The organism is Ensifer sp. 22521 (assembly GCF_052044795.1).
Lineage (GTDB): Bacteria > Pseudomonadota > Alphaproteobacteria > Rhizobiales > Rhizobiaceae > Ensifer.
Genome location: NZ_JBQENM010000004.1, coordinates 14,610 through 40,290 on the forward strand (window position 1 = coordinate 14,610; position 25,681 = coordinate 40,290).

At 61.0% G+C, this 25,681-nt stretch carries 22 protein-coding genes and 1 pseudogene; 12 read left to right on the plus strand and 11 right to left on the minus strand.

Annotated elements, in window-relative coordinates; genetic code table 11:
* The first annotated feature begins 117 nt into the window (after nucleotides 1–117).
* The gene (locus ACTJKE_RS06185) at nucleotides 118–447 is read left to right on the plus strand and encodes a hypothetical protein (RefSeq protein ID WP_057249610.1); all 330 of its coding nucleotides are present in this window, start codon (nucleotides 118–120) and stop codon (nucleotides 445–447) included.
* On the opposite strand, the gene ACTJKE_RS06190 is transcribed toward ACTJKE_RS06185, so the two are convergent.
* Nucleotides 408–1,064: a 5-formyltetrahydrofolate cyclo-ligase gene (locus ACTJKE_RS06190; protein ID WP_440691619.1), complete on the minus strand. Its 657-nt coding sequence runs from the start codon at nucleotides 1,062–1,064 to the stop codon at nucleotides 408–410. The two genes, ACTJKE_RS06185 and ACTJKE_RS06190, sit on opposite strands and share 40 nt — an antisense overlap.
* A gap of 173 nt (nucleotides 1,065–1,237) precedes the next feature.
* Here ACTJKE_RS06190 and ACTJKE_RS06195 point away from each other — a divergent pair, with 173 nt between their 5' ends.
* Nucleotides 1,238–2,116 (plus strand): LysR family transcriptional regulator, encoded by an 879-nt coding sequence (locus tag ACTJKE_RS06195; RefSeq protein ID WP_440691424.1) that lies wholly within the window; start codon nucleotides 1,238–1,240, stop codon nucleotides 2,114–2,116.
* Between the two features lie 38 nt (nucleotides 2,117–2,154).
* Nucleotides 2,155–3,276, plus strand: a complete 1,122-nt coding sequence (locus ACTJKE_RS06200) for an HPP family protein (protein ID WP_440639546.1) — start codon at nucleotides 2,155–2,157, stop codon at nucleotides 3,274–3,276.
* Between the two features lie 69 nt (nucleotides 3,277–3,345).
* Here ACTJKE_RS06200 and ACTJKE_RS06205 read toward each other — a convergent pair whose 3' ends face one another.
* On the minus strand, nucleotides 3,346–3,603 hold the full coding sequence (locus ACTJKE_RS06205; RefSeq protein ID WP_141679501.1) for a DUF6894 family protein: 258 nt from the start codon (nucleotides 3,601–3,603) through the stop codon (nucleotides 3,346–3,348).
* 543 nt (nucleotides 3,604–4,146) lie between these two features.
* Between ACTJKE_RS06205 and ric the strand changes: the two genes are divergently transcribed.
* The 6 genes from ric (at nucleotide 4,147) to ACTJKE_RS06235 (ending at nucleotide 11,580) form a co-directional block, all read left to right on the plus strand.
* Entirely contained in the window at nucleotides 4,147–4,818 is a 672-nt protein-coding gene (ric, locus tag ACTJKE_RS06210) for an iron-sulfur cluster repair di-iron protein (protein WP_113511230.1), read from the plus strand.
* Complete coding sequence (locus ACTJKE_RS06215; RefSeq protein ID WP_440691426.1) at nucleotides 4,818–6,008, plus strand: NnrS family protein; 1,191 nt, start codon at nucleotides 4,818–4,820, stop codon at nucleotides 6,006–6,008. The genes ric and ACTJKE_RS06215 overlap by 1 nt, the downstream gene beginning before the upstream one ends.
* Nucleotides 6,009–6,166: 158 nt before the next feature.
* Nucleotides 6,167–8,488: a PBP1A family penicillin-binding protein gene (locus tag ACTJKE_RS06220; protein ID WP_440691428.1), complete on the plus strand. Its 2,322-nt coding sequence runs from the start codon at nucleotides 6,167–6,169 to the stop codon at nucleotides 8,486–8,488.
* Nucleotides 8,489–8,866: 378 nt separating this feature from the next.
* Nucleotides 8,867–10,405 (plus strand): sensor histidine kinase, encoded by a 1,539-nt coding sequence (locus ACTJKE_RS06225; RefSeq protein WP_440691430.1) that lies wholly within the window; start codon nucleotides 8,867–8,869, stop codon nucleotides 10,403–10,405.
* Nucleotides 10,402–11,010 carry a response regulator transcription factor gene (locus ACTJKE_RS06230; RefSeq protein WP_440691432.1) on the plus strand — a complete coding sequence of 203 codons (609 nt, stop codon included), beginning with the start codon at nucleotides 10,402–10,404 and terminating at the stop codon, nucleotides 11,008–11,010. The genes ACTJKE_RS06225 and ACTJKE_RS06230 overlap by 4 nt, the downstream gene beginning before the upstream one ends.
* An 87-nt stretch (nucleotides 11,011–11,097) precedes the next feature.
* Nucleotides 11,098–11,580 (plus strand): GlcG/HbpS family heme-binding protein, encoded by a 483-nt coding sequence (locus tag ACTJKE_RS06235; protein ID WP_440639540.1) that lies wholly within the window; start codon nucleotides 11,098–11,100, stop codon nucleotides 11,578–11,580.
* A gap of 485 nt (nucleotides 11,581–12,065) precedes the next feature.
* Here ACTJKE_RS06235 and ACTJKE_RS06240 read toward each other — a convergent pair whose 3' ends face one another.
* The 5 genes from ACTJKE_RS06240 to cyoA all read right to left on the minus strand — a co-directional run bounded on the left by ACTJKE_RS06240 (nucleotide 12,066) and on the right by cyoA (nucleotide 17,029).
* A complete protein-coding gene (locus ACTJKE_RS06240; protein WP_440691434.1) occupies nucleotides 12,066–12,815 on the minus strand; it encodes an SURF1 family protein in 750 nt (249 codons plus the stop codon).
* Nucleotides 12,816–12,842: 27 nt separating this feature from the next.
* Nucleotides 12,843–13,244, minus strand: a complete 402-nt coding sequence (cyoD, locus tag ACTJKE_RS06245; RefSeq protein WP_057249586.1) for a cytochrome o ubiquinol oxidase subunit IV — start codon at nucleotides 13,242–13,244, stop codon at nucleotides 12,843–12,845.
* Complete coding sequence (cyoC, locus tag ACTJKE_RS06250) at nucleotides 13,241–13,861, minus strand: cytochrome o ubiquinol oxidase subunit III (protein ID WP_110879162.1); 621 nt, start codon at nucleotides 13,859–13,861, stop codon at nucleotides 13,241–13,243. The genes cyoD and cyoC overlap by 4 nt, the downstream gene beginning before the upstream one ends.
* A gap of 4 nt (nucleotides 13,862–13,865) precedes the next feature.
* Nucleotides 13,866–15,869 carry a cytochrome o ubiquinol oxidase subunit I gene (gene cyoB / locus ACTJKE_RS06255; protein WP_058326969.1) on the minus strand — a complete coding sequence of 668 codons (2,004 nt, stop codon included), beginning with the start codon at nucleotides 15,867–15,869 and terminating at the stop codon, nucleotides 13,866–13,868.
* A gap of 80 nt (nucleotides 15,870–15,949) precedes the next feature.
* Nucleotides 15,950–17,029 carry a ubiquinol oxidase subunit II gene (cyoA, locus tag ACTJKE_RS06260; RefSeq protein WP_113511222.1) on the minus strand — a complete coding sequence of 360 codons (1,080 nt, stop codon included), beginning with the start codon at nucleotides 17,027–17,029 and terminating at the stop codon, nucleotides 15,950–15,952.
* Between the two features lie 326 nt (nucleotides 17,030–17,355).
* On the opposite strand from cyoA, the gene ACTJKE_RS06265 reads away from it, so the two are divergent.
* Nucleotides 17,356–18,681, plus strand: coding sequence for an MFS transporter (locus ACTJKE_RS06265; RefSeq protein WP_058326967.1), 1,326 nt, complete (start codon nucleotides 17,356–17,358; stop codon nucleotides 18,679–18,681).
* A 37-nt stretch (nucleotides 18,682–18,718) separates the two neighbouring features.
* Here ACTJKE_RS06265 and ACTJKE_RS06270 read toward each other — a convergent pair whose 3' ends face one another.
* From ACTJKE_RS06270 to cmoA, 4 genes are all read right to left on the minus strand, one after another.
* Nucleotides 18,719–20,035, minus strand: coding sequence for an ATP-binding protein (locus tag ACTJKE_RS06270; protein WP_440691436.1), 1,317 nt, complete (start codon nucleotides 20,033–20,035; stop codon nucleotides 18,719–18,721).
* A 4-nt stretch (nucleotides 20,036–20,039) separates the two neighbouring features.
* Nucleotides 20,040–20,693 carry a response regulator gene (locus tag ACTJKE_RS06275; RefSeq protein WP_440691438.1) on the minus strand — a complete coding sequence of 218 codons (654 nt, stop codon included), beginning with the start codon at nucleotides 20,691–20,693 and terminating at the stop codon, nucleotides 20,040–20,042.
* A gap of 143 nt (nucleotides 20,694–20,836) precedes the next feature.
* Nucleotides 20,837–21,571 carry a methyltransferase family protein gene (locus ACTJKE_RS06280; RefSeq protein ID WP_440639534.1) on the minus strand — a complete coding sequence of 245 codons (735 nt, stop codon included), beginning with the start codon at nucleotides 21,569–21,571 and terminating at the stop codon, nucleotides 20,837–20,839.
* A gap of 13 nt (nucleotides 21,572–21,584) precedes the next feature.
* Nucleotides 21,585–22,352 (minus strand): carboxy-S-adenosyl-L-methionine synthase CmoA, encoded by a 768-nt coding sequence (gene cmoA / locus ACTJKE_RS06285; protein ID WP_093233263.1) that lies wholly within the window; start codon nucleotides 22,350–22,352, stop codon nucleotides 21,585–21,587.
* A gap of 298 nt (nucleotides 22,353–22,650) precedes the next feature.
* Between cmoA and ACTJKE_RS06290 the strand changes: the two are divergent.
* Both ACTJKE_RS06290 and ACTJKE_RS06295 read left to right on the plus strand, forming a co-directional pair.
* Nucleotides 22,651–23,339 (plus strand): annotated as a pseudogene (locus tag ACTJKE_RS06290) (substrate-binding domain-containing protein); the annotation flags it as partial.
* Nucleotides 23,340–24,048: 709 nt separating this feature from the next.
* Nucleotides 24,049–25,681, plus strand: a 1,633-nt coding sequence (locus tag ACTJKE_RS06295) for a hypothetical protein (protein ID WP_440691440.1), incomplete at its 3' end; no start/stop codon positions are given.

Below are 25,681 nucleotides of genomic sequence, written 5' to 3' on the forward strand. Positions count from 1 at the left end.
TGGCACTGGCCAGTTTTTCCCGCAAATCGGACGCGCGGTCGTGCAAATGCAACACCGTTTCAGGTGGCCCAACTCTTGCTTCACTCTGTCTGAAACATCCAACCAAGGGATTGTCGGATGATGTGGAGTGGGTTGCTGCTGTCGCTGCTGCTGAGCGTTTCAATGGCCTTCAGCCTGACGGAGTTGAGTTTCGTGCGCAATGGCCGCGGTCAGCAATCGCGCGGCGATGCGGTGCGAACAACGCTCGCGATGTCAGCTGGATTGACCGCTTTGGGATTGGCGTTCAGTCATCAGGGGCCATCACTGGGGGTAATGGCAGTCGTCGCCGGCATAGCGCTCTCATGGCTGGCGGCGCGGTTCGCCTCACGTACCGTTGCGCTCGCGGTCACCATCCTGTCGCTTGGCTTCTATCTGCAGTTCGCGGAACTCGCACCCTTGCGCCCTTGACCGACGGTGCATGAAAGCGTTCGCCCTTCGGTCACGATCGCATCCATCGCGATGTCGTGCCATTGTGGCCTGATGCTCTCCATTCTCTGCTGTTCGAACCCAACGCCGATCACGAATGGCTTCGGTTGAAGCACGGCGAGTGTACGATCGTAATAGCCCCCACCATAACCCAAGCGATAACCGCTCTCGTCGAAACCGACGACCGGTGCGATGACGATGGTCGGCTGAACATCCCGCCCCTCGGTCGAAATTGGGATCCCCCAAACACCCCTCTCGAGCGCCTCGCCAGCGCGCCAGGATCGAAAGCCGAGAGGTTTTGCCTTGGCGAGCACCACCGGTAACGCGCAGTCGGCGCCGCGGGCAATGAGCGTGTTCATCCAAGAGCGCAGATCCGGTTCACCACGGAACGGCCAATACAGCGAAATCGTCTCGCCTCGAACGTTGGGCAGAAGTTGGTCGAGCGCAGAAACGATCGCGTCTGTCCGTGCGGTCCGTTCTGCAATCGGAATGCCCTGTCGCGCGGATATCAGCCTTTTTCTCTCCTGCTCCCGCCATTGCACAATCGAGATCGCCTCTGGAGACTCCATGCCCATATAGGCCGGATCCACCTCGTGCATCAGGCAAGGCGGTGATGAAAAGCGCGGCGAAAGATCGTCCTCATCAGGCGTGCACATGGTCGATGGCCTTTCTCCGTTTCCGGGAATGTTTCGAACGCAGTTTCACGAGATCACCTTGATTATCATTTCCCATTCGAGAACAATAAAGCAGCTTCATTCCCTTCGTAGATAAAATGGACTTCACGACCCTTGAGATTTTTCTGCTGGTAGCCGAGCGTACCAGCGTGACCCGCGCCGCCACCGAGATTGGCCGTGCGCCATCCAACGTCACCAACCGTATTCGCGCACTCGAGGAAGAATTGGGCGTCGGCCTGTTCAGCCGCGACGGCAAGAAGATGACGCTGACGCGCGAGGGGCGTCTTTTTCGCTCCTACGCCACACGGCTGGTGGCGCTATGTGACGAGGCGCGCAACGCGCTGAAGCCGACGATGATGCCGGACGTCTTGCGGCTGGGCAGCATGGAGAGTACCGCTGCCAGCCGCCTGCCGCCGGTTCTGCAGACGATCAACCGAACGCACCCGGATTTGGCGCTGAGGCTCACAATGGGCTCGACGGAGGAACTGACCCGAGCCGTGCTCGCTGAAGAAATCGACTGTGCGCTGATCGCACGTTTGCCAAGCGATATCGCGATGCCGAGACCCGACCCGCTCGAGGACCTCGATGGAGATCCGATCTACCGCGAAGACGTATTGATCGTCTTGCCCGCGTCGCATCCGCCGATCAAAACCGCCCTGGACGTGCGTGTGAGCTGGTTGGCGGCGCTCGAACCCGGATGCACGTACCGCCGTGTCGCGGAACAATGGGCACGTCCGTCGCCGACGATTGCGACCAAGGAGGTTTCCTCCTATCACGCCATACTGGCGAGCGTTGCAGCCGGTGACGCGATCGGTGTAGTGCCACGATCCATATTCGAACTGATGGACTGGCCAGGCGACGCTCGAACCCATTCATTGCGTGAAATTCAGACACTGCTCATCTATCGTAGGGAGGCCAGCTCCCCTGCGATCGAAGTCCTGCGCCGCGCATTGCATACCGACGCTGGCGCCCACTGAAATATTCAACCTACGCGCTGCCATTTACAGGTGACTGCATGACCAATTCGCCCAACCAGACGCCCTCGCAACCGCCGGGCCGTCGTTTCTTCGCACCGATCCTGGCGGGTGCGACGTTGAGGGAGCGCCTGATTGCGTGTCTCGGAGCGCTGGTTGGTATCCTCCTGACCGGTATGATCAGCGGCAGTATCTTTGGTGGCGGTCCCAGCCTTCCGTTGATCGTGGCGCCGATGGGCGCATCCGCGGTTCTGCTGTTTGCGGTTCCCACAAGCCCGCTTGCCCAGCCGTGGTCGATCGTCGGCGGCAACACGATCTCCGCCTTCGTGGGGGTTCTGTCAGCTATGTTCGTGCCGGATCCGCTGATCGCAACCGGTATTGCCGTGGGGATCGCGATCGCGGCGATGTCATTTACGCGCTGCTTGCATCCGCCCGGCGGCGCCGCTGCGTTGACCGCAGTGCTTGGCGGCCCTGTCGTGGCGAGCTGGGGTCTCCTGTTCCCGCTGGTGCCCGTCGCGCTCAACTCGTGCCTGCTGGTGGCTCTCGGGATCCTGTTTCACAAGCTGGCGAGACGCAACTACCCGCACGTCGTCGCTCCGCCCGCAAATACGCACGCGACCATTGATCCGCCCGCCAGTCGCCGGGTCGGCTTCACCGGTGCGGATGTCGATGCCGCGCTCGAGGCGCTGGATGAAACGTTTGACATCAGCCGGGAGGATCTTGATCGGGTGCTGCGCCAGGTGGAATTGCAGGCGGCAATTCGGGCGACACCCCACATCCTGTGCCGGGATATCATGTCGCGCGACGTCATCTGCGTCCATCAAGACGACAGCAGCGAGGCCGCGCGCTCGTTGCTTCTCAGACACAATATCCGGACCATCCCCGTAAAGGATGGAAACGAGCGGCTTGTCGGTACAGTCGGACTGAGGGAGCTGACCGAGCCCGGTGCCACTGTCGGCAGCAACGTTGCTACACCAGTGGTCGCGCGCCAGGACGACCGGGCGATGAGCTTGCTTCCGGCGCTTACCAGCGGAATAATTCACGCGGTCATCATCGTCGATGACGACCATCATGTGCTGGGACTGATTTCGCAAACGGATCTGCTGGCGGCAGCAGCGCGGACGTTGTTCGATCACAACTCAGCTCGCGAACAGGCTGCATAGGACTTGCCTTCGGTTGTCCACCCGGATCAATCCGCTGTGCCCGTCGACGGATTGGCGAAATCAGCAGGCTCAGTGCAGCGAAATCTGTCGCGTCGGTTGCCTCACGTGATGCACGAGCGGTGTTTCGCTCGATATCAGTCGCGCAACCAGACGCCCTGACGCCGTAACCACATCGATGACGGCGTCGCAATAGTCGTCGTCCTTGGTCAGTTCATCGACAATCCTTTGACCATAGGCAACTGCGGGTCCATCTGATGGGTATTTCCGGCCAACTTCGTCGCGGCTGACGACGCCTGCTGCATAGATATTGAACAGATAGCGGCGCATGATATTCCACTCCATACGGGATGCCGCGTCGGCGCTGGCCTTGCTGAAGGCACCGAAGGCGCTATGAACGGCATTGCAGGGTTTGAAATGACCCTGCAACCTATCGCGACATCGTCTCCTTGTCGCGTGACCCGAGCGTGACATTTACTCTACGTTAAGCATCGCCAGCTTCACCGTGCTCGACGGACAAGGTGGGATCGGCGTTGTCGACCTCGCGGATGCGTCTGACGCTGACCTGACTCGGGACATAATGACCGATCAAGAAGCGGCTCGCGGTCGAAGTCGATCCCTGGGCGGACGACGCCCCGCACCTAAGAGGAACCGGTAGGTCGAAGACGAGACGCACGCGCGGTTCTGGCGTTTGCGCAGGCACAAAGACGAAGATCCTCACCTCGCCTAGTCAAGGATGCTCTCTGCGCCGCTCGGCAGCCCGGAAGTCCCCGGCGCCGGAGGGGCCGATACACATTGCCTCAACCCCAGACGACTCGATGCGTCCGAGCGCTGCTCGGAATCCGTCTGCAAGCATCCAACAAGGAACAGATGATGACCGATCTCAGCCTCGAAAGCACAGTCGCAACGATCGCAGCCGAATTGCCGGGGGCCGCGGAACTCTTCCGCCGTTACGGCATCAGCTTCTGTTGCGGCGGCAAGATGTTGTTGTCGGAAGCCGCGCTCAAGGCCGGTATCGCCCCTTCGGCATTGCTGACAGAACTGGAAACACTCAAGCGTTCGGCAAGTCGAGATGCCCCGGAGGAGACCGCCGATCTCATCGCTCACCTCCTCCACAGGTACCACCAAACGCACCGTGCTGAGCTCGCATGGTTGATTCCGCTTGCTCAGAAGGTGGAACGGGTACACGGCGGCCATCCGTCGGCCCCTGTCGGGCTTTCCCAAGCCCTGGAGGCGCTGCGCGACGAGCTCGAAAGCCACATGATGAAGGAAGAGCTCGTGCTGTTCCCGATGATGCAGCGCGGTGATGGCGCGACGATTTCCTATCCGATCGCCCAGATGCGGCGCGAGCACGACGACGAGGTGGAGCATCTGCGAACGATCGAGCATGTCACCCACGGGCTAACCTTGCCGGATGGCGCCTGCGGTTCGTGGACAGCACTCTATACCGGGTTGCGTAAGCTCACCGAGGACCTCGTCACGCACATGCATCTCGAAAATGCCGTGCTGTTTCCGCGCTTCGAGGCCGGCCTCCAGACGATTTGATGATCGCGGCGCCAAAGCCGTGGACACCGATCTGGCAGGCGCCGCACCGACCCCTGTTCTTTCTGGCGGGTCTATGGGCGCTTGTCGCGCCTGCGGTCTGGTTTCTGCCCGATGGTATTGGACCGGACAGAGCCGCCTGGCATAGCCATGAGCTTCTCTTCGGCATGGCCGGTGCGGCGGCAGGAGGCTACCTGTTGACCGCCCTGCCCGCCTGGACAAAGAAAGGCCCGGTCTCAGCTGAGGTCACCGTGCTCGCGACCGTTCTCTGGTGCGTGGCCCGCCTGACGACGGCTCTTTCGGCGCACCTCCCGGTCGTTGCTGCCGCAGTCGGGATGTCAGCCTACTTCGCCTTTCTCGCGGTCGTTCTCGCCCAGGGGGGTGTATCGGGCAGAGCGGGACGCCGCTTCTGGGCACCGTTCGCCGTGGCGCTTATTGGCGTGCTCAGCCCGCTGTGGCTTGACGGAGAGGCAAGCGATCTCGTCGCAGATGCAGTGCCGCGGATCTTCCTCGCCCTGATCACCCTGATCGGCGGCCGTGCCGTGCCCGCTTTCACACGTTCCTGGCTCGGACGAACTGGTGAGGCAGGTCTCGTTCGGGACCAGCCCGGGCTTTCCTGCCTGGCGATCGGCGGCATAGTTGCGGCCGCCTGCCTCAATGCTACCAAGCAAACGAACGCAGAGGGCATTTTCCTCGTACTGTCCGGTTTGGCGCTCGTGTTACGAATGAGCGGCTGGCAAGGCCTGAAAACCCGGTGCTACCCGGCGCTCTTCATGCTGCATCTTGCTTTTTCCTGGACGCCGGGGGCTCTCCTGCTCATTGGCTTCGCCACCATGTTTCCAGACCAGATGTTACCCGCGACCGCCGTGCATGCGGCGACTATGGGGGCAATGGGAACAATGATGGCGGCCCTCATGATGCGTGCTGCGATGGCACGCAACGAAGGCGTACTCGTGCTCAACGGGAAGATGGCATGTGCTTTCGCTCTTATCTGCCTCGCCGCAATGATCCGCATTCTGGCCGAATGGATCGGTAGCGCGTATTTTAATCCCGTCGTCACCGCGGCCGCATGCTGGATGTTGGCATGGGGGCTGTTCCTTCTTGCCTATCTACTGGCGCTAAGAGGGCCTGTTCCGAGACCGGTCCTGAGCGCTGACAGGGCGCTAGCACCGCTGACCGGACCCGAACGATAGGCTTTGCGCGGTCCTTTCGGACCCGCCATTTGCACCGCCGCGAGAACGAGTTCTGTTGCCGGAAACACCTTCCTGCCGGCCAATTGCACATTGCATCATGAACATTGTCAGGTCACAAGGTCGCGCTATCTTCCGGAAGATCCATTTAGCGGTAGCCGATGCCACGCCCTCCCAAGACCTCAACCCAGATTGCAAACACCTCCAGCAAGGGTGCCGATCGCCCGGAAAGCTCGGAATCGACTGTCGAGCATGTCGTGCTCCAGACGGGCGCTTCAAACCCATCCGACGGGCCGGATCAATCCACGCAAGCCACCCCCTCCCCGACACTCTTCGGCCAAAGCGGACAGGCAGCTCGCCATCTGTTGGTTGCGCTCGGCCACGACTTGAAGGTGGGTGCAACCTTGATCCGCGCGAAGACCAAGCATGCGGCTTCCTCCCTGAAAATGAAATTCAGCCCTTCGAATGCAGACGAAGCCGCATCAACTGCCGACGATCCCCGTGGGTGGTTCGTGGCTGCTCTGGTGAAGTTCGGGAACCGGCTGGGTGCGCTGCGTAAGAAGCCCTCCGAAGATCGCGCACGCACCTTCGTCAGGCCAAGCTGGTGGAAGGTTGCCATCGGCCTGGTCCTCCTCGCCTGCCTCCTTATTCCCGGTACTGTACTCGTGTGGGCGCTGAAGGATGTTCCCTGGAGTGAGATCAGGGACGGAACTTTGAAGCCTGTCGTGGTGCTGGAAACGGCGGACGGAGGACCGCTGGTCAGACAAGGCCCCTATCAGGGACCCTACGCACAGTACGACCAATTCCCGCCGCGGCTGATTGATGCCGTGCTGTCAATCGAGGACCGCCGGTTCATGGACCATTTCGGCATCGATGTCAGAGGGATCGGACGGGCGCTCGTGCGGAACTTCGAAGCTGGCTCGGTGGTCGAGGGCGGCAGCACCATCACCCAACAGCTCATCAAGCTGCAATATCTCGACAGCGACCGAACAATAAAACGAAAGGTCCAGGAGTTCGTGATCGCCCTGTGGCTGGAGTGGAAGCTCGGCAAGCAGGAAATACTGACGCGCTACCTCAACAGCGCCTATCTCGGCGCCGGCGCGACCGGAATGCCCGCAGCCGCAAGGATCTATTTCAACAAGGACATCGGCGCACTCAACCTGCCGGAATCGGCGATGCTGGCTGGCTTGTTGCGGGCGCCGAGCCAGTGGAATCCGATCGACAATTTTGAAGGTGCGCGCCAACGCACATCGGTCGTCCTCGACACGATGGTAGCCAATGGCAAGATCACCGCACCCGAGGCTGCACAAGTCAAGGCGAGCTTCGCCACGCTCCACCCGACGACGCCGACGCCACGATCCGGCAGCTGGTTCGCCGACTGGATCTCGCCGCAGGCGAGCGAAATCGCCGGCGCATCTCCGGGTTCGACCACGGTGCGCACGACACTGTCCCCACAGCTGCAGCGGATCGCCGAAAGGGTTCTGGCAAACGCGCTGGATACGGAAGGAAAGCGGGCCGGAGTATCCCAGGCCGCGTTGGTTGCGATGACGCCCGACGGAGCGGTCGTCGCCATGGTCGGCGGTCGCGACTATAAGCAAAGCCAATTCAATCGCGCGGTGACCGCCCTGCGGCAACCGGGTTCCACCTTCAAGCTGTTCGTCTACTATGCGGCCCTGAAGGCAGGGTTCACCCTGTCCGACCAGGTCCTGGATGCGCCGATCGACATTAACGGTTGGTCGCCCGAGAATTCCGGCGGCCGCTATCGCGGCTGGGTCACGCTTGCCGAGGCCTTTGCCCGCTCGCTGAATGCGCCGACTGTGGCGCTTGCCCAGGAGGTCGGGCTCGACAATGTGATCGCCGCTGCGCGCGAGCTCGGCATAAACGCGCCGCTGGCCAATACACCTTCCTTGGCCCTCGGCACTTCGGAGGTCAGTCTGCTTGACCTCACCAGCGCCTATGCCTCTGTCCATCTCGGCAAGGCGCCCGTCGAGCCTTGGGGCATCATTGATTTTCAGGCGGCCGGACAGCCGGAGGCGTTTCGTGTCGGCTCACAGGCCGCGCCGACCATTGATCTCTCCACCTACCAACCGGATCTCGTTGGCCTTTTGCAGTTGGTGGTCGAGCGCGGAACCGGACGCGGGGCCGCTCCCGGTGCGTTCGCGGCCGGCAAGACCGGCACCAGCCAAAACAATCGCGATGCCTGGTTCGTCGGCTTCACGGAGCCACTCGTCGCTGGCGTATGGGTTGGCAATGACGACGACACGCCGATGAAGGGGGTCACGGGCGGCGCCTTGCCAGCGCATATTTGGCGCGACTTCATGCGGGAAGCGATGGCGGCGCCTGCGGCAGGAGCGCTTGTCGAAAGCCCCGCCGCACCGCAGTCCTGCAACATCACGGCCTGCTCCCGCAGCTATCGTTCCTTCCGCCCTTCGGATTGCACCTATCAGCCCTACTACGGCGGACGGCGGCTCTGCGAAAAATGAGCCTCGCCTGAGCGGAGTGCCAGCGACGCATCATCAGTCTCCTTCGATCACTACATGCGGAGAGCGTGGCGGCGCTGTGTTGGAGGACATTGCGGCGCGGGATCGAATTTGGCTCGGACGACTATAATAGTGGACGGGTAGAGGTCGGTAAGGGGGCAGCGACAGCCGCGCGGGTGCGTCGATCGAGACGGCGCACTGCATGGATTTGCAGTCGGTGCGAAGCTTGCTGTTGCATCGATGCCTGGGCAATGCTTGCAGCTCGATGGATTGACAGCGCGCATTTCACCGGCGAGATGATCGAGGCGAACACGATCGCGCCTGAGCTGCGACCGCTCTCTGCAGAAGGCAGCGCATAACAACAAGACCGCCGAACCGATGATGCACAGCAATCGCTCGATCTTCGAACGCCCCTTCTATCTGGTCGTCCTTTGGTGTCTCCTCCTGCTCGTCGGTGGAGGCATACTGGCGGGCTGGGAACGGCAGGCGCTGGTTGCCGAACTTGAGCAAGAGAGCACGCTCCTCCATAGCCTGGCCTCCCAGCGGGCCGATCAGCACGATGCGCACCTGACCGCGCTGTCGGCCGTTGCCGTCGCCTCCGAAGGGCGCAGGCACGACCTGTTCCTCGAGGTCGCCCGCACGATTGCGCGCTTCTATCCGCGGATCGACGAGGTTCAGCTCGTCCCCCTGGATCCAAATGCGAAGACCGTCGGGAGCGATCCACTCGACCTCAAGACCGCCGAGCTCATCCGGACAACTGCCAGAGCTTCGGACGGGCGCATCGCTCTCCTGCCCCACCCGCAACGCCCCGACCACTACATCATGGTCAAGCGCAGCCCAAACAGCGACGAGGCACGCTATGGATTGATGCTCGGTATCAACGCAGCGAAGTTGATCGGAGACGGCGGGCCATTCTGGTCTCGCCCGGGGGTCGCGGTGCGGTTATCTTTGCCGGACCGACACCTTCTGCTCCAGCCGGCCGCCCTGCCCGAGGCAATCCGCTTTTCGAAGGCGCTGAGCAGCGTATCGCAGCCGTTGGTGCTGGAAACAGGCATGGAAATCGGGTTCGCGGACATGTTCCCACCCGTACAGACCGGCTTGACGCTTCTGGTGGTGAGCCTTGCCTACCTCGCAGGGTTAGCTGCATTGCGCCAGCGTGCGCGCACGCGCGCAGCAGAACAGCAGGCAACGCTCAGTGCGCTCGAATCGCGCCTCACGCACGCCTCGCGCGTCAATGCGCTTGGCGAAATGGCGAGCGGCATGGCGCATGAACTGACCCAGCCCCTGACTGCAATCCTGGCGCAAGCACAGGCCGGGCGAAGGCTGCTCAGTCAAGGGCAAGACGCAACGCTTGCTCCGGTACTGGAGGACACCGTAAGCCAGGCGCGCCGGGCATCCGCCATATTGGAACGGTTCCGCAACTGGTCGCAACCCCATGCCGCGCCCGTTGCTGCCTTCGATCTGCGTCAGGCGCTCGCAAATGTTGAAGCGCTACTTGAACCGGACGCGATATCGCGTGGAATTCAGCTTGATTTTCAGGTTCCAGATACATCGGTTTCGGTCGTTGCCGATCCGGTCGAGATCGAACAGGTCGCATTCAATCTGGTCCGCAACGCCTTTGAGGCATTGGCTCAACAGCCGGGCGATACAGGACGCGTGACCGTTACCTTGAGCGCGAACGATACCACGGTGGTCTTCGAGGTCGCCGACAACGGCCCCGGCGTTCCGGAAACACTTCGCCCACGGCTGTTCACGCCGTTCGTGACGACCCGCGCCGGCGGCACCGGGCTCGGTCTGGCGCTGAGCCAGCGACTGGTGGAACGCGCCGGCGGCGAAATCGCCCTGGTCGAGAGTGACCACGGTGCCACCTTCAGGGTGACGCTGCCCCGTACGCGCCGAACCGAGGAGCCGATGCGATGACCCTCCCCGTCTATCTCGTTGACGATGACGATGCGGTGCGTCGCGCGCTCAGCCTGTTACTCTCGACGGTCGGCATCAAGGTCACGGGATTTTCTGATCCGCAAGCCTTTCTGTCTCAGGTTTCTCGCCTTACCCCCGGCTGCCTGGTACTCGATATCCGCATGCCCGCCATCTCCGGGCTGAAGCTGCAGGAGAGACTGGTGAAACATGGGATAGACTGGCCGACAATCGTTATCTCCGGTCATGGTGATATCGAGGCCTGCCGCCGTGCCTTCCGCAATGGCGCGATCGATTTTCTCTCGAAGCCGGTGGACGAGCAGGACTTGATCGATGCGATCCACAAGGGCCACGAACTGCTGGAGCGCACCATGCGCGTGCATGCCGAGAAGGCAGAGACGCTCGCTTTGCTGGCGATGCTCACGCAGCGCGAGCGCGAAGTTCTCGAGCGTATCGCTGCGGGTTTCACCACCCGCCAGATCGCCGAAGGTCTCGGCCTTTCGCCGCGCACTGTCGAAAGCCACCGCGCCGCAATCGGTGCCAAGCTCGGCAGCACGTCGCAGGCGGAAATGACGCGCATCTGGCTCGACGGAACGAAAACTCCGTAGAACTACGGATGCTCTCGCAAGGTCTACGAATACCGGCGACAGCCGAGGCGGGATAACCTTTCCATATCAACAGGAAAGGAACCTATGATGATCCGCAATATCGTGCTCGCAGCCGCGCTTCTCGCTCCCGTCGCCGCCACGGCGCAGGAACTGCCGACCGCGGCCTACCTGCCGCTTGACATGGCCGTCAAGGCTGCCGAAGCCGCAGTGAAGGCTTGCGCCGCGGAAGGCCACAATGTCAGCGTTGCCGTGGTTGGTCGCGATGGCACAACCAAGGTGCTGCTGAAGGCCGACAATTCCGGTCCGCACACCGGTAACAGCGCGCAGGGCAAGGCCTTCACGTCCGCTGCCATGGGCCGCGACACGGCTGGCCTCGGCGAGTTCATCGCCTCCAAGCCGGCGAATGAAGGTCTTCGCGACATGGATGCCCGGATGGTGATCCAGGCTGGCGGCGTGCCGATCAAGTTCGGCAAGGCCCTGGTTGGCGGCATCGGCGTAGGCGGTGCGCCGTCGGGTGATATCGACGCTAACTGCGCCACTGCCGGCCTTCAGGCAATCGGCGCCAAGTAATCCGCTGGACATCAGAAGTGGCCCTCCCAAGAGGGCCACTTTCGATTGGAGGTTCTGCGCTTCGGAACCTATCCAACCGAAACTATCGCAGGGCCGAAGCGCCTGCGTGCACTGGCCGTCAGTCCTGCGTGGGCTTCATGTTGCCGACGGATATCGACCGGATCTCACGCCTCGGGCAAGGTCATTGCGGACCCTCGGCGACAAATGCTCCGCTGCGCCGGCCATCATCTGAAGCCTACTCGAAACCGGCCCCGCACTGGTCTCTTGAAATTGCGGCCGCCCACTCCATTTAAGGGACATCACCCGTATCGAGAGCTTGTCATCAGCGATGCTATCAGCATTCAATGACGGCACTCCGGGTCCGAACAGGGCGCTCCCCGGAACACGGGTCGAGCGCCCTGTTTCGTTGAACTCGGGCGAGCGGAATACTGTCGTAGATGAGCGGAATCAGCCGTCCCAGCCGGAACCGAGCATTCCCGGCGCTCTCAGTCTGCTTTGATCCGCTGGCGGTAGACGAGATACGCACCTGCGGCGCTCATCGTTGCGAGTGCGAACCACGTCAGCGCATAGACCAGGTGGCTGTTGCGAAAGCGGACGATCGTGAGGCCGCCGATCGGCAGTCCACCGGGATTGGGTTTTGCATCCGCATCGATAAAGTAAGGCGCGACATTGTGCAGGCCCTTCGCGGCGGCGATCGCGGCGACGTCTCGCGAAAACCATCGATCGCTTGCCGGATCATTGGACCGCAGGAAGGCGCCGCCGGGTTCGGTGATGCGCAGAAGCCCGGTTACCGTAACGGTTCCGTCGAGCTCACCCTCACCGCGTGCGGCAACATCGCGGCGATCGGCCGGCACGAAGCCACGGTTGATCAGCACGGTTGAGCCATCCTCAAGCCGGATCGGCGTCAAGACCCAAAATCCAGCGCCAAGCTCCGTCACAGCCTGTACCAGCGCGGTTTGGTCGTGACTGAAGGTACCGGTCGCGGTGACGAGCCGGTATTCGTCCTTTTCCCGATTGACGGCGCCCCAATCGGATTGTGCTGGCGCCGACACCGCGGGCGCCCCGACACGCGCCTCTACCCGAGCGATGAGATCGAGCTTCCAATAGAGCCGTTGCACCTGCCAGGTACCGAGCGTCAGGAACACCGCAACGAGGAAGAGCAAGGCACCCGTCATCATCAGGCGGGCGCGGGAGGATACGCGGACCCTGCCCGTCGCCTTGTCGTCGGTGATCATCGTCGTATCCGCCTGCCCGTCCCGCGCTCAGGGCATGTTCTTCATCATCTCATGGGTCATCGGCATCATATTGGTGTTGAGATGATGCATGACCCAGAGCGAACCTGCGAGCGCGATACCGACGATGACGATCGTGAAGATCAGCGCCATCAGCGTCCAGCCCCCTTCGGAACGGGCGTTCATGTGCAGGAAGTAGATGACGTGCACGACGATCTGGACGACGCCGATGCCCATGACGATGACGGCGGTCAAAAGCTTGCTGTCCAGCACGCCGCCCATGACCAGCCAGAACGGGATAGCCGTCAGGATCACCGACAGGATGAAGCCCGTCATGTAGCTCTTGAACGAACCGTGACCGGCGGCATCGCCGTGATGGCTGTGCGCGTGGTGAGGTTCGAACGCGCTTTCGTGGTCGGAATGTGCGCTCATCCGAGAGCTCCCAAGAGATAGACGAAGGAGAAGACGCCGATCCAGATGACGTCGAGGAAGTGCCAGAACATCGACAGGCACATCAAACGGCGACGGTTTTCCGGGATCAGCCCATGTTTGCTGACCTGCACCATCAGCGTGATCAGCCAGATGATGCCGAACGTGACGTGCAGGCCGTGCGTGCCGACCAGCGTGAAGAACGACGACAGGAAGGCCGAACGTGTCGGGCCGGCGCCCTCGTGAAGCAGGTGATAGAACTCATAGAGCTCCACAGCCAGGAAGGTTGCGCCGAACACGCCGGTGACGCCGAGCCAGAAGAGCGTCTCCATCTTGGCGTTGCGCTCCATCTGGAGCATTGCAAAGCCATAGGTGATCGACGACAAAAGCAGCATCGCCGTGTTGAAGGCAACGAGGCTAAGGTCGAACAGGTCGGCCGGTGACGGTCCCGCCGCGTAGTTGCGCCCGACGACACCGTGCGTGGCAAACAGTACGGCGAAGATCAGGCAGTCGCTCATCAGGTAGAGCCAGAAGCCCAGCATGGTGCTGTGTTCCGGGTGATGCTCTTCCGTGATGTAGAACTGCGGCTTCTCGTTTTCTTGGACTTGGGTTTCGCTCATCGTCTCAGGTCCGTTCCTCGAGCAGCTTGGAGCGTGCATCTTCAGTCGCCGCTACAGTCTCTGCGGGGATGAAGAAATCTCGCTGATAGTTGAAGGTATGGCCGATTGCGACGGCAAGCAGGGCAATGAAGGACACGGCCACCAGCCACCAGATGTACCAGATCAGCGCGAGACCAAGCACGACGCTGATGCCGGCGAGAATGACGCCCGTGCCGGTGTTCTTCGGCATATGGATCGGTTTGAAACCGGTGAGCGGACGCTCATAGCCGCGGTTCTTCATATCGTACCAGCTGTCGTGGTCATGCACGACCGGGGTGAAGGCGAAGTTGTAGTCCGGCGGCGGCGACGAGGTCGACCATTCAAGCGTTCTGGCATCCCAGGCGTCACCGGACGTCTCGCGCAGTTGCTCGCGGCGGAGAAAGCTGACGATCAGCTGCATGATGAAGGAAGCGATGCCGATTGCGATCAGGACGGCGCCGAAAGCGGCGACGATGAACCAGATCTGCAGCGACGGATCTTCGAACTGGCTGACGCGGCGGGTCACACCCATCAGGCCAAGCACATAGAGCGGCATGAAGGCGAAGAAGAAGCCGATCTGCCAGAACCAGAAGCTCATCTTGCCCCAGAACGGATCGAGCTTGTAGCCGAAGGCCTTTGGCCACCAGTAGACGAGCCCGGCCATCAGCCCAAACAGCACGCCGCCGATGATGACGTTGTGGAAGTGGGCGATGAGGAACAGCGAGTTGTGCAGCACGAAGTCGGCTGGCGGGATCGCCAGCATGACGCCGGTCATACCGCCGATGACGAAAGTGACCATGAAACCGATTGTCCACAGCATCGGCAATTCGTAGCGGATGCGGCCGCGATACATGGTGAAGAGCCAGTTGAACATCTTGGCACCCGTCGGGATCGAGATGATCATCGTGGTGATGCCGAAGAAGGCGTTGACCGACGCGCCAGACCCCATCGTGAAGAAGTGGTGAAGCCACACCAGGTACGACAGGATCATGATCACGCAGGTGGCGTAGACCATCGAGGCGTAGCCGAAGAGACGCTTGCCGCAGAAGGTCGCAACAACCTCGGAGAAGATGCCAAAGGCCGGAAGCACGAGGATGTAGACCTCCGGGTGGCCCCAGATCCAGATGAGGTTGATGTACATCATCGGATTGCCACCAAGGTCATTGGTGAAGAAGTTCATGCCGAGGTAGCGGTCAAGCGACAGGAGCGCGAGCGTCGCCGTCAGGATCGGGAAGGTCGCGACAATCAGGATGTTGGTGCAGAGCGAGGTCCAGGTAAAGACCGGCATCTTCATGAAGGTCATGCCCGGAGCGCGCATCTTCACGATGGTCGCGATCAGGTTGATGCCCGATAACGTCGTGCCGACGCCGGCCACCTGTAGCCCCCAAATGTAATAGTCGACCCCGACGCCGGGACTGTAGTCGGCGCCCGAGAGCGGCGGATAGGCAAGCCAGCCGGTGCGCGCGAACTCGCCCACGAACAGCGACATCATGATGATGACGGCGCCGCCGGCGGTCATCCAGAACGAGAAGTTGTTGAGGAAGGGGAAGGAGACGTCGCGTGCGCCGATCTGCAGCGGCACGACATAGTTCATAAAGCCGGTGACGAAGGGCATCGCCACGAAGAAGATCATGATCACGCCGTGGGCGGTGAAGATCTGGTCGTAGTGATGTGGGTTGAGGTAGCCCTCATTGCCGTTGAAGGCGATCGCCTGCTGCAGGCGCATCATCAGCGCATCGGCAAAGCCGCGCAAAAGCATGATGATCGCCAGGACAATATACATGATGCCGATCTTCTTGTGATCGACGCTCGTGAACCACTCGTGCCAGAGATAGCCCCAGAGCTTGTATTTCGTGATCAGGCCGAGGATCGCGAGACCGACCACCGCCACGACCGCGAAGGTCACGACGAGGATGGGTTCATGATAGGGGATCGCTTCCCAGGTAAGTCGCCCGAAGATGAATTGCGTGAGGCTGGTGTCACCAAACATGGGTCTTCCAATATGTCTCGAATTGCGGCCCAAAGGGACCTTGGCGCCCGCTGGATCGGAGCCGGCGAGCGCGCGAATTCCTACTGCGTCTTGTGCATATCGTGGTTCATCGGCGCTGGCTGCTCTTCCTTGACGCCCTCGGCCGGTTCCTCGCTTTTGGCGGGATTGCCGGTTTCGGGGAAGGTTGCGGCAGGCGCGGAGGCTTCCGCTGCGCCACCGGCATGACGGTTGTCATGCTCGAGCTTGGCGCGGTTCTCGTGGCTTTCGACGCCGGCGCCGCCCATCATGTCGATGTGCATCATGTCCTTCATGCACATTTGCCCTTCCCGCACGCACATGTTGAGCACCGCCTCATAGAGGCCGTCGTCAACGGAGGCGTAGTAGCGCACCGGCTCCTTGATGCTCGGCTTTTCGAGCTTCAGGTAGGCATCGCGGTTGAGCATCGTGCCGTTCTGCTTCGCCCGGGCGACCCACTGGTCAAAGCCCGCCCTGTCCACACCGTGGAACTTGAAGCGCATATGCGAGAAGCCGTCACCGCTATAGTTGGATGAGAGCCCTTCGTATTCGCCCGCCTTGTTGATGACGGCGTGCAGCTTGGTCTCCATTCCGGGCATGGCATAGATCATGCCGGCGAGCGCCGGAACATAAAAGGAGTTCATCACCGAGGATGCTGTGATCTTGAAGTTGATCGGCACGTCCACGGGTGCTGCCATCTCGTTGACTGTCGCGATGCCATAGTCCGGATAGAAAAACAGCCATTTCCAGTCGAGAGCTACGACCTCGACCGTGATCGGCTTCATCTCTTCCGTCACCGGGCGTGCCGCATCGATGCGGTCGAGCGGCCGGTAGGGATCGAGCTTGTGTGTGCTCACCCAGGTGATCGCCCCGAGCGCGATGATGATCGCCAGCGGCGCCGACCAGATGATGACTTCGAGACCGGTGGAATGGTGCCATTCCGGATCATATTTGGCGGCCGTGTTCGACTGGCGATAGCGCCAGGCGAAGAAAAGCGTCAGGAAAATGACGGGTACGATGATCAGCAGCATCAGGACCGTCGAAATGACGATCAGATCCCTCTGCTGTGCGGCAATATCGCCGGATGGCGACATCACAACCATGTTGCATCCCGTGAGTGTCGAGAGCAACAGGACGGATATCATCGATCGTCCGGCTAAACTGAATGGCTTCGGCATTGCGGCCTCAACTTGCGTTTTGTCTAGTCGGCATTACTCGGGCATGATCGCGCATGGAAGTGAGGTCCATCGTCGCAGCGCAGCATTTTGCCGCAGTGCAGTGACAGCCTTATCGCTCTATGCGCGTTTGTACGGGCGCAAAGTCTATTGTCGGTCCGACGCCAGCTGTTCCAGCGAACGTTAGGCACGAACTCAAATGAGACATGTGCGCAGGTACGTGCGCGGCATTCTTGATATCAGACGCCAATTGGTCAACACTCTAACGACAAGACGTTCGTTCGTCGGAGAAATTCATGGTTTCGGTCTCTCACCCCACATCGTCTGGTCTCGAGCGGGATGCACGTCGCATTCATGAAGACGACAAACCTCTGTCGCCGGGTAGCATCGCCATTGGGGTGGTCATCGGGCGAACCTCCGAATTCTTCGATTTCTTCGTCTACGGGCTCGGTTCGATCCTTGTCTTCCCGAAGTTGATCTTTCCGTTCGCGTCCAATGCGGTGACCGCGACGCTGATGTCCTTCGCGCTGTTCCCCCTCGCCTTCCTCGCACGCCCCGTTGGGTCCTTCGTCTTCATGTGGGTCGACCGGAACTACGGACGCGGCACGAAACTCACCATCGCGCTCGTCATCCTCGGCGGCTCAACGGCATCGATCGCCTTCCTGCCTGGCTACGATACGATCGGCTACTGGGCTGTGGCCCTGTTGGCGTTGTTCCGCCTTGGACAGGGTTTTGCGCTTGGCGGCGCCTGGGACGGTCTCGCCTCACTGTTGAACCTCAACGCGCCGCAGAATCACCGCGGCTGGTACGCTATGATCCCACAGCTCGGCGCGCCGATCGGCTTTGCGCTGGCGAGCATTCTTTTCGGCTATTTCGTCAGCAGCCTTTCCGAGGCGGACTTCCTCGCCTGGGGTTGGCGCTATCCTTTCTTTGTCGCTTTCGCGATCAACGTTGTGGCGCTCTTTGCGCGTCTGCGCATCGTTGCCAGCAAGGAGTTCGGTGCGGCCATGGAGGCCAAGGAGCTTGAGGCCAGGCCGATCTTCGAGATGCTGAGCAAGCACAGCATCGATGTCGTGCTCGGCGCCTTCGTGCCGCTTGCGAGCTTCGCGATGTTCCACCTCGTGACCATCTTCCCCTTGAGCTGGATAACGCTCACTGGCGGTCAGTCGGCAGCCGAATTCCTGTGGGTCCAGGTTGCAGGTGCCGCTCTCGGCGCCATCGGCATCGTGCTGTCGGGCGTGATCGCCGACCGGATCGGTCGGCGAAACCAGCTGATGATCGGCGCCATCCTGATCGCGATTTTCAGCTTCTCCGCGCCGTTCCTTCTCGATGCCGGCGGCAAGGGCCAGGATGCGTATATCCTGATCGGCTTCGCCATCCTCGGCCTATCTTTCGGCCAGTCCTCCGGAGCCGTTTCGTCGCGCTTCACCCAGTACTATCGCTACACCGGTGCGGCGCTGACATCCGACCTCGCCTGGCTCGTTGGCGCGGCCTTTGCGCCGCTCGTCGCACTCGGCCTTGCCAGCAGCTTCGGCATCATCTTCATCGGCGGATATCTGATTTCAGGTGCGATCTGCACGATCGCCGCGCTCAGCCTGACCCGCGCGCTCGATCAGCAGTAAGGGCATGTCAGGGCGACGACGCCCAGCCTGACAATCGTCAGAGACGAACTTCGACATGAAAGCCCCGGTCCATCCCCGGGGCCGGCGAAGCGATCAGCAGTCGTCCGTGCATTTGTTCCACCAGTCGCTGCACGATCGCAAGGCCGAGGCCGGAGCCGGAAGCTTCCGTCGGCCCGCGATTGAAACGCTTGGTCAGGCCATTCAAGGTATCCGCGTCGATGACGACACTGTCGTTGGTGATGCGCACGCCTTGCGCATCGACGTCGATGCTGACCGGGCTGCCGGAAGGACTATGGATAAGTGCATTCTCCAGGAGATTGCGCAGGACGATCGCAAAGGCATCGGGGGGAATCGGACGCACAAGTTCGGCGCCTTCGGCGACATGAACCTCGAGACGGCTTGCGCCGAGCGCCGACCGCTCCATGTCCTCCAGCACAAGTGCCAGCACCGGCAACAGGTCGTTGCTTTCGTCCGAGATGGCGATCCCGGCTTCGGCCCGCGACATCTGCAACAGCTTCTCCGCCAGCCGTCCGAGGTGAAGCAGCGCGCGTTCGATCTGGCTGGTTCGTTGCCGAAAAGGGGGAGGCACTTCGCTCGCAAGCCGCTGTGTCTGCGCGAGTGCACCGGCGATCGGGGTCCTCAGTTCATGGGCGCTGTTGGAGGTGAACTCCCGTTCTGCTTCGAGCGCGGCCTTGAGTCTCGTCAGCAAAAGGTTCACCGAACGGGCAATTGCCCGCAGTTCTTTCGGCAGCGCCGCTTCATCGAGCGGGGCCATGTTGCCGCTGTCCTTGGTAAGGATTTCTTCGCGCAACCGTTCGACCGGCGCAAGCGCGCGTCGCGCGACAAGGATGATGGCGATGATGCTGGTCGGAATCAGGGCCAGCAACGGCAAGAGAAGCGCCGTGCCGCCCTCGAAGAGGGCTTCGGTGCGATGCTCGAAGGCGTCAGCCACCTGCACGAAGAGGGAGCCGTCGGCTGTTCCGGCGGTGTAGATCCGTTGCGTTGCCGTTTCCGAGAAACCGACCTCAAGCGGAACGGCGAAGGGTTCCGGCGCGCCGTCGTCAAACAACACCCTGCCGCTGCGATCGCGGACCTGATAGGCTAGATATTGTGAATTCAGCGCTGGCGCGACCAGCCCGGCGGCGGGTGTGCCATCGGCACGGTCGCGGGCGATGTCGTCGACTACGATTTGCAGCAGCCGTTCGGCCGTTTCCTGGACACCGCTGTCGAAAATCTCGGTGAATTCGTCCTGCATGACATAAACGCCAAGGCCGAGCGCGACGAACCAGAAGATGGCGACGACGCTCGTCAGCGCGATGGTCAGCCTGCGGGTCATGCTTGCAACGCGCGACATCCAGTCACCTGATGCTGTAGCCGAGGCCCCGCACGGTCTCGATCCGGTCGGAGCCGATCTTCTTGCGCAGGCGGCTGATATAGACCTCGACCGTATTGCTTTCGATCTCAGCGCCAAAGGCGTAGAGCGCGTCGTGGAGTTGCTCTTTCGAAACCAGCGCGCCGGGGTGGGCGACGAGTTTGTCGAGCACGGCCCATTCTCTTGCGCTGAGGCTCTGGCTTTCACCTTCGACCAGCACCTTGCGATGAACCTGATCGATCTCTATGCCGGGAAGGCGGACCGTTGGCGTCGCCTTGCCGACATACCGCCTGGAAACGGCCAGCATGCGGGCACTCAGCTCACCGAGATCGAATGGCTTGACCAGATAGTCGTCGGCCCCGCTGTTCAATCCTTCGATGCGATCGGAGATCTGGTCGTGTGCCGTCAGGATGATGACGGGCGTGCCGTCGCCCCGCATCCGCAGCGAGCGCAGGAGCGATAGCCCCGAACCGTCAGGCAATCGAAGGTCGAGCAGTATCAGACCATAGAGAACCGTCTCCGTCGCGGCCGTGGCATCGGCAATGCGCGTAAACCAATCGACGGCGTGGCCGGCCGCCGCGACATGGTCGCGCAGCGCCTCCCCCAGAACCTGATCGTCTTCGACTAGTAGGACTCTCAAGATATCACCGGACACTTGTTCGTCCTTGCCTATGTTCGATGGGGGATGGGCGTCAAGCCCCTGAAACATTGCGCATCACTTTGCGGCAGCGCCGCCGACGCATGGATGGTCGCGATCGTGGAGCAATGGGCTCTGGCGGATCGCTAGGATGCGGCGCGTTCGCGAAACGCGCCGCGCCTCTTCATGTAGCTGACGATCGCCGTGCTGATGGCAACAAGCGCCATCAGAACGCCGAGTGCCGCGAGTACACGGGTATTGTGTTCCACGGGGGCATTGCTCGCGAACTTGTACATTTCGGTCGCGAGGATTGCGATCATCGCGGCTGAGACAGTCGAGTAGTCCTTGCCGATAACGCGCTTGACGTTGAACGACATTCCTTCGGTAGACTGCGCCAAGTTCCTCATTCGCAATGCCCATCGCGGCACGTCGCGGCAATAGGCCTGGTAGGCTTCGCCGAACGTTCTGTCGAGGAAGGCTTCTTCGGCATAAACGATGCACTGGTACATGAAGGCAAAGAGCCCGATGCCGAAGACGACGAGAAGCGGATTGCCGTGCAGTAGGAAGACGCCTGAATAAAGCAGCATGTTTCCAACGTAGAGCGGGTTGCGACAGACGCCGAACATGCCTTCCGTAACGAGATTCTTGGCGTAGACCTTTTTCTTCAGGCCGCCGCGCTGAATGTATTTGTACCCGACCACGGTCGCACGCAGGGTGAGGCCGGCCAGGATGACCAGTACGGCCGCGAGTTCCTTGGCGAGCGTTAACGCTGCGCTATCCAGCACCAGGGCCGGAGGCGGCGCCAGCAGAAACAGAACAATGATGATGGCCGGAAACAGTTGGTTCCGGAAACGGAAGAGAAAATTACCGATAGCGATCATTTGCCGATCTTTCTTACTTGATGGCGATGATGCCGCAGAAATTGTACCAGCGGAAAAAGACCTCGACGCTGCGGAAGCCCACTTCCTTCAGGAGTTGGAGATTTTCATCCAATCGGTAGGGAATGAGCACGTTCTCGAGCGCTTCGCGCTTCTTGGTGATCTCGATGTCGGAGTAACCGTTGCGGCGCTTGAAATCGTAATAGTGCTCGATGAACAGGCGGTTGAACGTCGAGTTCTCGCTGGTGAGCTTTTCGACGAGAATAAGCGCACCGCGTTCATTCAGCCCGTTGTAGATCGTGTGCATTACCCGCTCGCGATAGAGCGGACGCACGAATTGCAGCGTCAGGAGCATCATGACGACGCTCGCATTGTGAATGTCCGCCCCGTAATGCAGGTCGCTGACCCTCAGGTCGATCGCCCGACTGGTGTTGGCCTGGACGATCTTCTCCCGCGCCTTCTCGATCATGTCGGGAGCGTTGTCGATGCCGACGAAGCGCACCGCCGGATCGACCAGGGCATCGAGGCCGAGGAGCGTCGTGGCCGTCGAACAACCGATGTCATAGAGGTTGGTATCGGCCTCGGCGAAATCTCCGGCGAGTTCACAGACCATCCGCTGAATCTCGCCATAGTAGGGAACCGATCGGCTGACCATGTCGTCGAAGACGGCCGCTACCGTCGCATTGAACGCAAAATCGCCAACCGCCGTGTCCGCGGCGGCAAAAACCTCGTCTCTCCGGTTGTTGTTCTCGTGCACGTGAAGGTGCGGTGCCTTGCCAACCATTCGCACAGTCCTTTGTCCTTCCGACGCACTTCGAACATCCAGGCACCTCGCCCGTGTTTCTGAAATGGCCGATCCGCCGGCAGAAGGCCATCCAAACCTGACATGAACCTGAAAGGTTGTTCTGCAAAACGCCTGCGCTCAAGCAAGATCCGCGTCACTCTTTGTTTAGATGGATTCGCGAGGAAAGCGCGTTGAGCGGCTCGGTGTCACCTGTCGACCGCAACCGCCGGCGGTGCGGAGCGCTGGTCCTGCGCGGCAGAAGCATCAGCAAATCGGCAAGCAGTGTTTCCCGGCAAGCCGGGCCACAAAAAGCGGTCTGGTGCGCGTCGGCGGCACGCCATTTTTCATGGACGCCTTGATCGCGCCGATGATCGCAGACTTCCAGGCACAAAACCCCGACGTCAGGATTGACCAGAGCTACGGCTACATGGCCGATCTGCGCGCTGCCCTTAAGGGCGATCAGATCGATCTTGCCATCTGCCCGCTCGATATTCTTGAGGAGGGATCGGGCTTGGCGTTCCAGAAGGTGCTTCCCGGCCGAAACGTCGTCGCCTGCCGGGTCACGCATCCGCTTCTGTTGAAGAGACGGCCGCAGCCGTCGCAGCTTCTCGAATATCCCTGGGTGGCGCCGCCGCCGGGAGGCCCGCTGCTTGCGGATCTTCATAGCCTGCTGCTCTCCTTCGGGGCTACCGAGATCAAGATACGCTACACGGGCGGCTCACTCATGAGCCTCGTCAACTATCTGAAGGGTATCGACGCCTTGACTGTGCTTCCGCACAGCGTCGTCTTCGCGCTACGCAACGAAAAATCGATCACAGCACTTCCGGTTTCCGTCCCGCACCCGGAACGTGCCCTTGGGCTTCTGAGACGTGCGACCTCGGCGCATACCCCGGCCATCGAAAAATTCTCGAACATATCCGCCACAGCTTCGACCAGCTTCAGCATCTCATCCACCGGCACGAGCAAGCCGTGGTGTGGGGCGTCTAGCGAGGAAGGCAGCATCGCTCATTTCGGCTCAGTGATCGCGGATGCTCTTCGTCAGCGACCGCGTTAACCGGTTGATTGATCATGTATTGCAGGAACGTTTGCTGGTGATTGAGGATCATGACCTCTACCGGCATGCCGGGCATGAGCCGCATCTTCGTGCTCGTCAAGAGCCGCCAGGATCGACCTCCACCTAAGTGTACATTTGTCGCGCTAAGTCGATGAATCATCAAACCATAATCATGACGCCAAACGTTAGCTCTTTGTACGTAGCACGGAAGGGTAGCTTGAAGAAAACCCCGAATTGGAGCTTCGTAATGATGCCGCCGCTACCTTTCCCAGCGTGCCGCAGTGTTGTTGGGGGCTGGGTGTTCTCCTAACCGAGAAAGATGGCTGATTACCGAGAGAGATAGCTGACGACCTCATCTGAGAGAGGGTGCCTTGCGCGGACACGCGTGAAGGTAATTCAGCGATGTTCATCACGAGATGGTCACTAGCGGATTATTTCCATCGACGGCGTGACTTGTTCTCTGGCTTGCAGATCGTTCTGCGGCCGGGAGCCATCTGCGTGCCCGATTCTTGCCGGCGGCCTGCCGTCAGAAGTTCCCCTCGACAAACGCGACAGCAGGCGCGCCAAAGCCACTCCGGCAATCCAGCGGGAGGGCTGAAACGCCACCGACCGATTAGGGCGGTTCCGTGAGGGAGAAAAACAATGGCAATCACGATCACACCGACTGGCGCATTTGTCGTTCTCGATGAAACCGATGGTCTGCAAAACGAGGCCGCCACACCGTCACCTGCGGGCGACGCCGACGATAATGATATTTCGAGCGGCAGCCTACCGACGGCATTTTCGGGCCGGCTAAGCTTCTACACCTTGGCAGTGGATGAGGCGGCGCTGAGCGGTTACAACGGCACCACCAGCAGTAACATCATCACCGTCACCGGCGCCACCGCGTCCAGCGACTTCGCGCTCACCGGCGAGGATGGAGTCGCCTTCACGGCTTACGTGTCAGGCGCGACGTCCACCTTCAACAGCGGTTTGTCCGCGGTTGCTGACGACGGGACGATCACGGAAATCTTTCTTTTCACCGATCCGACCAACAACAACATCGTCTACGGCGTGGCTGGGGACAGCGGCGACGATCCCATCGCGTTCGCGATCTATCTTGAGGAGGTCAAGACATCCGGCATCACCACCGGCGCAAAGATGTGGACCGTGATCGCGGACGGCTACACAATCGCACACGACGTGGACGGCAGCACGGTTGCTGATCATGACGACTTCCTCGACCTGACGGACAAGCTGTTCGTCTCCGCCATCGGGGAGAACAACTTCTCCTTCGCAAACGCGCCTTCGGGCCAGAACCTCTTCATGATGTTCGGAGACACATCGCTGGCGATCCTTATCACCGGCGAGGATCCGGCCAACCAGTCGGCCGGCCAGCACGTGTCAAATGACGGCGACACCGTCAGTTCAAGTCAGGGGGGCGGTCCCACCACACTCGGCACCGAAGGTCAACATATCAAGGCCCAAAAGGCGTTGGTGGTCACCTTTGTGACGGGGGCCAACGCGGATTATATCGCCGGGCCCAACGCCGGCAATAATCCGGGGCAGCCTCTCAGCCCAACCGAGGCAAACGTCGAGGCTAACATTGCATTTAGCGGCTATGCCCAAGACGTTCTGGGTGCCGGACTCACGATCTCGCAGATGAATCCGGGCAGTTCTAACACGACCGCAACCGTGGAGCTCGAGGCCTATCTCACGGCAGACGGAACGGGGACTAACTATATCAACAACAATGACCCGCTTGTGACCGGCGACACCCAGATCAATATCGCGTCGGTGCAAGTTATCCGCGGAGGGATCGACGTCACCAACACCCTGACCATCACGCTCACGGGCCTCGGCGCCACAATCACCGGCGTGAAGGACAACGATGTCATCCAGTACACCACGGATAGCGCCCACAACCGCGTGCTGATCCGAAATGACCAGCCGTCAGGCAGCAACGTGTCCTTCGATCTTGGCGGCTTCAAAATTACTCAAGTTGCGAGCGACGTCGAGGAAATCGGCTCGAAGGTCAGGTTCGAGGATGACGGGCCGAATGCCGTGGCGAAGAACGTTGCAGGACCGACGGCGACGGTTGACGAGTCTCCGCTGCCGGCGGCTGGCGACGGCGTGAACACGGCAACGATTGCGGCGGCGACGATCGCCGCCCTGTTCGAGGCCCCGGCCTTCGGCGAGGACGGCGAGGGCAGCGTCAGCTACACGCTGTCGGGCACCGACAACGCGCAGACGGGGCTGTGGCTCACCGGCGAGTCCGGCGCGGCCAACGAGATCC

What these genes read in the sequence shown, in the direction of transcription:
- ACTJKE_RS06185 (WP_057249610.1), top strand. Translation starts at nt 118, where the DNA reads ATGATGTGGAGTGGGTTGCTGCTGTCGCTGCTGCTGAGCGTTTCAATG.
- ACTJKE_RS06190 (WP_440691619.1), bottom strand. Translation starts at nt 1,064, where the DNA reads ATGCACGAGGTGGATCCGGCCTATATGGGCATGGAGTCTCCAGAGGCG.
- ACTJKE_RS06195 (WP_440691424.1), top strand. Translation starts at nt 1,238, where the DNA reads ATGGACTTCACGACCCTTGAGATTTTTCTGCTGGTAGCCGAGCGTACC.
- ACTJKE_RS06200 (WP_440639546.1), top strand. Translation starts at nt 2,155, where the DNA reads ATGACCAATTCGCCCAACCAGACGCCCTCGCAACCGCCGGGCCGTCGT.
- ACTJKE_RS06205 (WP_141679501.1), bottom strand. Translation starts at nt 3,603, where the DNA reads ATGCGCCGCTATCTGTTCAATATCTATGCAGCAGGCGTCGTCAGCCGC.
- ric (WP_113511230.1), top strand. Translation starts at nt 4,147, where the DNA reads ATGACCGATCTCAGCCTCGAAAGCACAGTCGCAACGATCGCAGCCGAA.
- ACTJKE_RS06215 (WP_440691426.1), top strand. Translation starts at nt 4,818, where the DNA reads ATGATCGCGGCGCCAAAGCCGTGGACACCGATCTGGCAGGCGCCGCAC.
- ACTJKE_RS06220 (WP_440691428.1), top strand. Translation starts at nt 6,167, where the DNA reads ATGCCACGCCCTCCCAAGACCTCAACCCAGATTGCAAACACCTCCAGC.
- ACTJKE_RS06225 (WP_440691430.1), top strand. Translation starts at nt 8,867, where the DNA reads ATGCACAGCAATCGCTCGATCTTCGAACGCCCCTTCTATCTGGTCGTC.
- ACTJKE_RS06230 (WP_440691432.1), top strand. Translation starts at nt 10,402, where the DNA reads ATGACCCTCCCCGTCTATCTCGTTGACGATGACGATGCGGTGCGTCGC.
- ACTJKE_RS06235 (WP_440639540.1), top strand. Translation starts at nt 11,098, where the DNA reads ATGATCCGCAATATCGTGCTCGCAGCCGCGCTTCTCGCTCCCGTCGCC.
- ACTJKE_RS06240 (WP_440691434.1), bottom strand. Translation starts at nt 12,815, where the DNA reads ATGATCACCGACGACAAGGCGACGGGCAGGGTCCGCGTATCCTCCCGC.
- cyoD (WP_057249586.1), bottom strand. Translation starts at nt 13,244, where the DNA reads ATGAGCGCACATTCCGACCACGAAAGCGCGTTCGAACCTCACCACGCG.
- cyoC (WP_110879162.1), bottom strand. Translation starts at nt 13,861, where the DNA reads ATGAGCGAAACCCAAGTCCAAGAAAACGAGAAGCCGCAGTTCTACATC.
- cyoB (WP_058326969.1), bottom strand. Translation starts at nt 15,869, where the DNA reads ATGTTTGGTGACACCAGCCTCACGCAATTCATCTTCGGGCGACTTACC.
- cyoA (WP_113511222.1), bottom strand. Translation starts at nt 17,029, where the DNA reads ATGATATCCGTCCTGTTGCTCTCGACACTCACGGGATGCAACATGGTT.
- ACTJKE_RS06265 (WP_058326967.1), top strand. Translation starts at nt 17,356, where the DNA reads ATGGTTTCGGTCTCTCACCCCACATCGTCTGGTCTCGAGCGGGATGCA.
- ACTJKE_RS06270 (WP_440691436.1), bottom strand. Translation starts at nt 20,035, where the DNA reads ATGTCGCGCGTTGCAAGCATGACCCGCAGGCTGACCATCGCGCTGACG.
- ACTJKE_RS06280 (WP_440639534.1), bottom strand. Translation starts at nt 21,571, where the DNA reads ATGATCGCTATCGGTAATTTTCTCTTCCGTTTCCGGAACCAACTGTTT.
- cmoA (WP_093233263.1), bottom strand. Translation starts at nt 22,352, where the DNA reads ATGGTTGGCAAGGCACCGCACCTTCACGTGCACGAGAACAACAACCGG.